The 5594-nt window shown below is 71.5% G+C and carries 5 protein-coding genes; 2 read left to right on the forward strand and 3 right to left on the reverse strand.

The annotated features are described in order from the left end of the window. Positions 1 to 1368 (forward strand): aspartate ammonia-lyase (locus CCN56_RS31485; RefSeq protein ID WP_086831315.1); only part of this gene is annotated, 1368 nt, incomplete at its 5' end. A gap of 122 nt (positions 1369 to 1490) precedes the next feature. After that, complete coding sequence (locus tag CCN56_RS31490; RefSeq protein ID WP_086831316.1) at positions 1491 to 3140, forward strand: GMC oxidoreductase; 1650 nt, start codon at positions 1491 to 1493, stop codon at positions 3138 to 3140. A gap of 72 nt (positions 3141 to 3212) precedes the next feature. On the opposite strand, the gene CCN56_RS31495 is transcribed toward CCN56_RS31490, so the two are convergent. The 3 genes from CCN56_RS31495 to CCN56_RS31505 all read right to left on the reverse strand — a co-directional run bounded on the left by CCN56_RS31495 (position 3213) and on the right by CCN56_RS31505 (position 5298). Next, on the reverse strand, positions 3213 to 3701 hold the full coding sequence (locus CCN56_RS31495; RefSeq protein WP_086831317.1) for a carboxymuconolactone decarboxylase family protein: 489 nt from the start codon (positions 3699 to 3701) through the stop codon (positions 3213 to 3215). After that, entirely contained in the window at positions 3698 to 4777 is a 1080-nt protein-coding gene (locus tag CCN56_RS31500) for a dihydrodipicolinate reductase (protein ID WP_086831318.1), read from the reverse strand. The genes CCN56_RS31495 and CCN56_RS31500 overlap by 4 nt, the downstream gene beginning before the upstream one ends. A gap of 80 nt (positions 4778 to 4857) precedes the next feature. Beyond that, complete coding sequence (locus CCN56_RS31505; RefSeq protein WP_086831319.1) at positions 4858 to 5298, reverse strand: GNAT family N-acetyltransferase; 441 nt, start codon at positions 5296 to 5298, stop codon at positions 4858 to 4860. Positions 5299 to 5594: the final 296 nt, after the last annotated feature.

The raw sequence follows: 5594 nt of genomic DNA on the forward strand, positions 1-5594 counted from the left end.
GACGTCCCCGCCGACGCCTACTGGGGCGTCCACACGCTGCGCGCCACCGAGAACTTCGCCATCACCGGTACGCCCATCTCGGTCTACCCCCTCCTGATCGACGCGCTCGCCGCCGTCAAGGAGGCCGCCGCCCGCGCCAACGAGGAGCTCGGCCTGCTCCCCGCAGACAAGGCCGCCGCCATCACCGGAGCCTGCCGGGAGATCCGTACGGGACGGCTCCACGACCAGTTCGTCGTGGACGTCGTCCAGGGCGGCGCCGGCACCTCCACCAACATGAACGCCAACGAGGTCGTCGCCAACCGGGCCCTGGAGCTCCTCGGCCACGCCAAGGGCGAGTACACCCACCTGCACCCCAACGAGGACGTCAACCTCGGCCAGTCCACCAACGACGTCTACCCGACCGCCATCCGCATCGCGGCGATCGGCGCGGGCCGCGAACTCCTGAAGGCCATGGCCGTCCTCCAGGACGCCTTCGCCGCCAAGGCCCTGGAGTTCCGCGAGGTCGTGAAGATGGGCCGCACCCAGCTCCAGGACGCGGTGCCCATGACGCTGGGCCAGGAGTTCTCCACGTACGCCGTGATGCTGGAGGAGGACCGCGGCCGGCTCGCCGAGGCGATCGAGCTCATCCACGAGATCAACCTCGGTGCCACCGCCATCGGCACCGGTCTCAACGCCGCCCCCGGCTACGCCGAGACCGCCCGCCGCCACCTCGCCGAACTGACCGGCCTGCCGCTCGTGACCTCCGTCAACCTCATCGAGGCCACCCAGGACTGCGGCGCCTTCGTCCAGCTCTCCGGCGTCCTCAAGCGGATCGCGGTCAAGCTCTCCAAGACCTGCAACGACCTGCGGCTGCTCTCCTCGGGGCCGCGCGCGGGCCTCGGCGAGATCAACCTGCCGCCGGTGCAGGCCGGTTCCAGCATCATGCCCGGCAAGGTCAACCCGGTGATCCCCGAGGTCGTCAACCAGGTCGCCTTCGAGGTGATCGGCAACGACATCACCATCACCATGGCGGCCGAGGCGGGACAGCTCCAGCTCAATGCCTTCGAGCCGGTCATCTTCCACGCCCTCTCGAAGAGCCTGCTCTCGCTGCGCGCCGCCTGTCTGACCCTCGCCGAGCGCTGTGTCACCGGCATCACCGCCAACACCGAGGCGCTCCGCGCGGCCGTGGAGAACTCCATCGGCCTCGCCACCGCCCTGAACCCGCACCTCGGCTACACCGCCGCCACGGCCATCGCCCAGGAGGCGCTCGCGACGGGCCGCGGAGTCGTCGAACTCACCGTGGAGAAGGGCCTGCTGCCCGCCCACCGCCTCGCCGAGCTCCTCACCCCCGAGCGCCTCACCGGCGCGCCGGGCCAGGCCGTCGGCTGACGCGCGAACAGGGGCGATCAAGGGGGCATGTCCGGCCATAAGTTACCGGGCAGTTTCTCGTGACTTCCTCGGCGGGCGGTCGTAGAACGTGTTGCCATTCACTCGCGAGTGAGGAAGATCCCATGAGTGAACACCCCTTGTCCGCCCAGGGAAGACCCCAGGTAAGTCGCCGCCGCTTTCTCACGGGAACAGGTTCTGTTCTCGGCGCCGCCGCCCTCGCCGGCACGATCACGACCCCCGCCCGTGCCGAGGTCCCCGGCCTGAACTGCACCCCCATCCCCGACGGCGCCCAGGTGCGCGCCCTCGTCGTCGGCACCGGCTACGGCGGCTCCGTCGCCGCCCTGCGGCTCGCCCGTGCCGGTGTCGACGTCCACATGATCGAGCTGGGCATGGCCTGGGACGCCCCGGGCCCCGACGGCAAGATCTTCGCCAACACCACCAGGCCGGACTACCGCTCCTTCTGGCTGCGCACCCGCACCAAGCAGCCCATCAGCCAGTTCCTCGGCTACCCGCTCGACAAGGACGTGCCGATGCACACCGGCATCCTCGACGCGGAGGACTTCGCCGGCATCACCGTCTACCAGGGGCGCGGTGTCGGCGGAGGTTCCCTCGTCAACGGCGGCATGGCGGTGACCCCGCTCCGTGAGCGCTTCCCGGCGATCCTCCCCACCGTCGACCCGGCCGAGATGTACGCCACCTACTACCCGCGCGCCAACGCGGGCCTGGGCGTCACCTCGGTGGACGTGAACTGGTGGGAGAGCCAGGACTGCTACCAGTACGCGCGCGTGGGCCGCAAGCACGCCGAGCGCTCCGGCTTCCCCTTCGTCTTCGTGCCCAACGTCTACGACTGGGACTACATGAAGCAGGAGGCCGCCGGGACCGTCCAGAAGTCCGCCCTGGACGCCGAGGTCATCTACGGCAACAACGCCGGCAAGAAGAGCCTCCAGAAGACCTACCTCGCCCAGGCCGCCGCCACCGGCCGGGTGAACGTCTCCCCGCTCCACCGGGTGACCTCCGTCAGCCCGGCCGCCGCCGGCGGCTACACCGTCGTCATCGACCAGATCGACACCACCGGCGCCGTCCTCGTCACCAAGACCGTCCGCGCCGACCGGGTCTTCTTCGCCGCCGGCAGCGTCGGCACCAGCAAGCTCCTCACCCGTCTCAAGGCGACCGGCGCCCTGCCCGCGCTCAACGGCGAGATCGGCAAGGGCTGGGGCGACAACGGCAACGTCATGTGCGGCCGCGCCAACCACATGTGGGACCCCACCGGCACGCTCCAGTCCTCCATGCCCACCGCGGGCATCGACAACTGGGACGCGGGCGGCGCCTTCGCGGAGGTCGCCCCGCTGCCCACCGGCATCGAGACCTACGCCTCCTTCTACCTCTCCATCACCCGCACCCCGCGCCGCGCCGAGTTCAGCTGGAACCCGGCCACGGGCAAGGTCGACCTGAGCTGGGACCGGGCCTGGAAGCAGACGTCCATCGACATGGCCAGGTCCATCTTCGACAAGATCAACAGCAAGGAGGGGACGATCTACCGGACCGACCTGTTCGGCGCCTACAAGATCTGGGGGGACCACCTCACCTACCACCCGCTCGGCGGCGCCGTCCTCGACCGGGCCACCGACAACCACGGACGCCTCCACGGCTACCAGGGCCTCTACGTCATCGACGGCTCCCTCATCCCCGGGAACACCAGCGTCAACCCCTTCGTCACCATCACCGCCCTCGCCGAGCGCAACATCGAGCGCATCATCGCCGAGGACTTCTGAGCGCCCCCACGCGAAAGACCCCGCGCGAAAGAGGGGCCGGCCGGAACCCCGGCCGGCCCCTCTTTCGCACCCTCAGTGCGTCGGCAGCACGCACACCTCGTCGAGCCCCAACACCCGGTTGAGCCGCCCGAACGCCAGCCACGAGCCCAGGCTCATCGTCAGCTCCACGATCTCCGCCTGGCTGTACCGCGCCGTCATCCGCCCCCAGAACTCCTCGTCGAGGCCGTGGTGGTCGAGCGCGTACCGCTCGGCGTACTCGGCCGCGAGCCGCGTCCGCTCGTCGAAGGCCTCCGAGACCTCCGTCTCCCGCCAGGCCGCGACGAGCTCGTCGAAGCCCTCCTCGACCTTCTCCCCGTCCCGGTCGGTACGCCAGTCCAGACAGAAGCCGCAGCCGTTGATCTGCGCGATCCGCAGCCGCGCCGCCTCGAACTCGCGCAGCCCCAGGGTCGTGTGCGCGTACACCGACAGCGAGAAGTTCGCCGCCGCCGTCCCGATCTCCGGGACCATGTCGCCCCACACGTACCCGATCGGCTCCTGGTCCTCGGGAATGTCGATGATCACCGTGGTCTCCTTCCCAGCTTCCCGACCGCCGGCCGCAACGGCACGTCCAGCGCGTCGTACAGTCCCGGCTCCGCCGCCACCAGCCAGTCGATCGCCCCGACGAGGCGTCCCACCGCCGTGGCGTTCCCGCCCGCCGACCGGTTCTCGCCCTCGTCGGTCGCCGCGACCGTCACCTCGATCCGGGGGCTCCCCTCGACGATCACCCGGTGCGCGCCCGCCCCGTCCGGCGGCACCGGCCAGTCCGGTGCGCACGAGGGATGGATCCGGGTGACGTGCTCGATCACGATGCGGGGTTCCCCGCCGACGATCCCCTGCACCTCGAAGCGGACCGCCCCCTGCGTGCCCGCCTCGAACACGCCCATCGTCCGCGTCTTCACCGTGGACTCCAGCGGGCGCCGCTCCAGCGTCTCGCGGATCTCGTCGAGTTCGGCCCCGAGCGCCCGGGCCATCAGCCGTATCTGCCCGCCCCAGACCATCGTCGGCACCGAGGGCCACAGCATGGGCGGCTCGTACTCCATCGGCTTGCCCATCCCCACCAGCTCGCGGACCGACTCCTCCTGCTCGTACGTCGAGTAGTCGAAGATCTCCTGACAGCGGATCACGTCCACCGTCGCGGCGAGCCCGCTCACCAGGAGCGGCAGCACGTCGTTCCCCCAGCCCGGGTCGACGCCCGACACGAAGAGGGAACCGCCCCCCTCGGCGACCGCCGCGAGCACCGGATCCCGGAACTCCGGCGGCGCGTTGCGCTGGTCGTACAGCGGATACAGGGCGGGCGTCACCACCACCGCGCCCGCCGCCACCGCCCGTGCCACATCGGCGAGCGCCCCGTCGGGCCGGGTGTCGCCGGAGGCCGCGTACACCACCGCCCCCGGCCGTCCGTCGAGCACCGCGCCGACGTCGTCGTCGGCCACCACCCCGAGATCGCGCCCGAGCCCCGCGAGCCGGCCCGCGTCCCGGCCCACCTTGGCCGGATCGGACACCAGCACGGCCGCGAGCTCCAGGCCCGGATGGGCGTCCACGGCGCGAATGGCCGCGCGCCCGACATTTCCGGTACCCCACACCACCGTCCGAATCATGCGCGGAGGGTAGCGCCGGGCCCCGAAGGTTCCCAGACCCGCGGCACGAAGTTCTGACGGCTCGTCAGGAATGCTGCTCGTCAGGCCAGCCGCAGCGCCACGAACGGAATCGCGTCCCCCGGCAGGACGTACCGCTCCACCTCCACGAAACCGCGCGCCAGCGCGAACCGCAGCCCCTCCTCGTTCGAGGCGAGCACCACCGTCTCCACGCCCTCGTCGCTCAGCGTCCGCGCGTGCGCGAGCCCCCGCTCGTACAGCGCGGTCCCGAACCCCCGCCCGCGGTACCCGGGCAGCGTCCGCGCGATCACGGTCGCCGCCGGGGTCTCCCCGTCCGGCGGACGCACCGTCGAACACCCCACCGCCACCTCCCCGAGGTACGCGACGTCCAGCCGGTTCCGGCCCGCGCGCTCCCGCACCTCCTCGGGGGACAGCACCGCCGTCGGGATGATCGTGTTGTGCACGGCCCGCCAGTCGGCGAGCTGCTCCTCGGTCCGCGCCCGTTCGATACGAAGATCACTCATTCCCGCAGGAAAGCGCGGCCGCCCCGGCCGGTCAACCCCTTTCCGGCCCACCGGGACGCATCCGTACGGGTGAGGGCGCGGTCGCGGAGGCAGCGCCGCCCGCCGAGCGGGTACGGATCGCTGCACTGCCCCCGGCCAGGAGGAAGCCGTCCCATGCCCGTCCGCAAGGGCGCCCCCGCGCTGCTGAGCGCCGGCACACTGTGCGCGGCCCTGTTGCTCACCGGCTGCGCGGGCCCCGCCCCGTCCGCACCCGTCCCGTCGTCCTCGCCCGCCGCGGGCGAGGACGACGGGACGGG

It is taken from the genome of Streptomyces sp. NRRL B-24572 (assembly GCF_002156145.1).
In the GTDB taxonomy this organism is placed as follows: Bacteria; Actinomycetota; Actinomycetes; order Streptomycetales; family Streptomycetaceae; genus Streptomyces; species Streptomyces vietnamensis.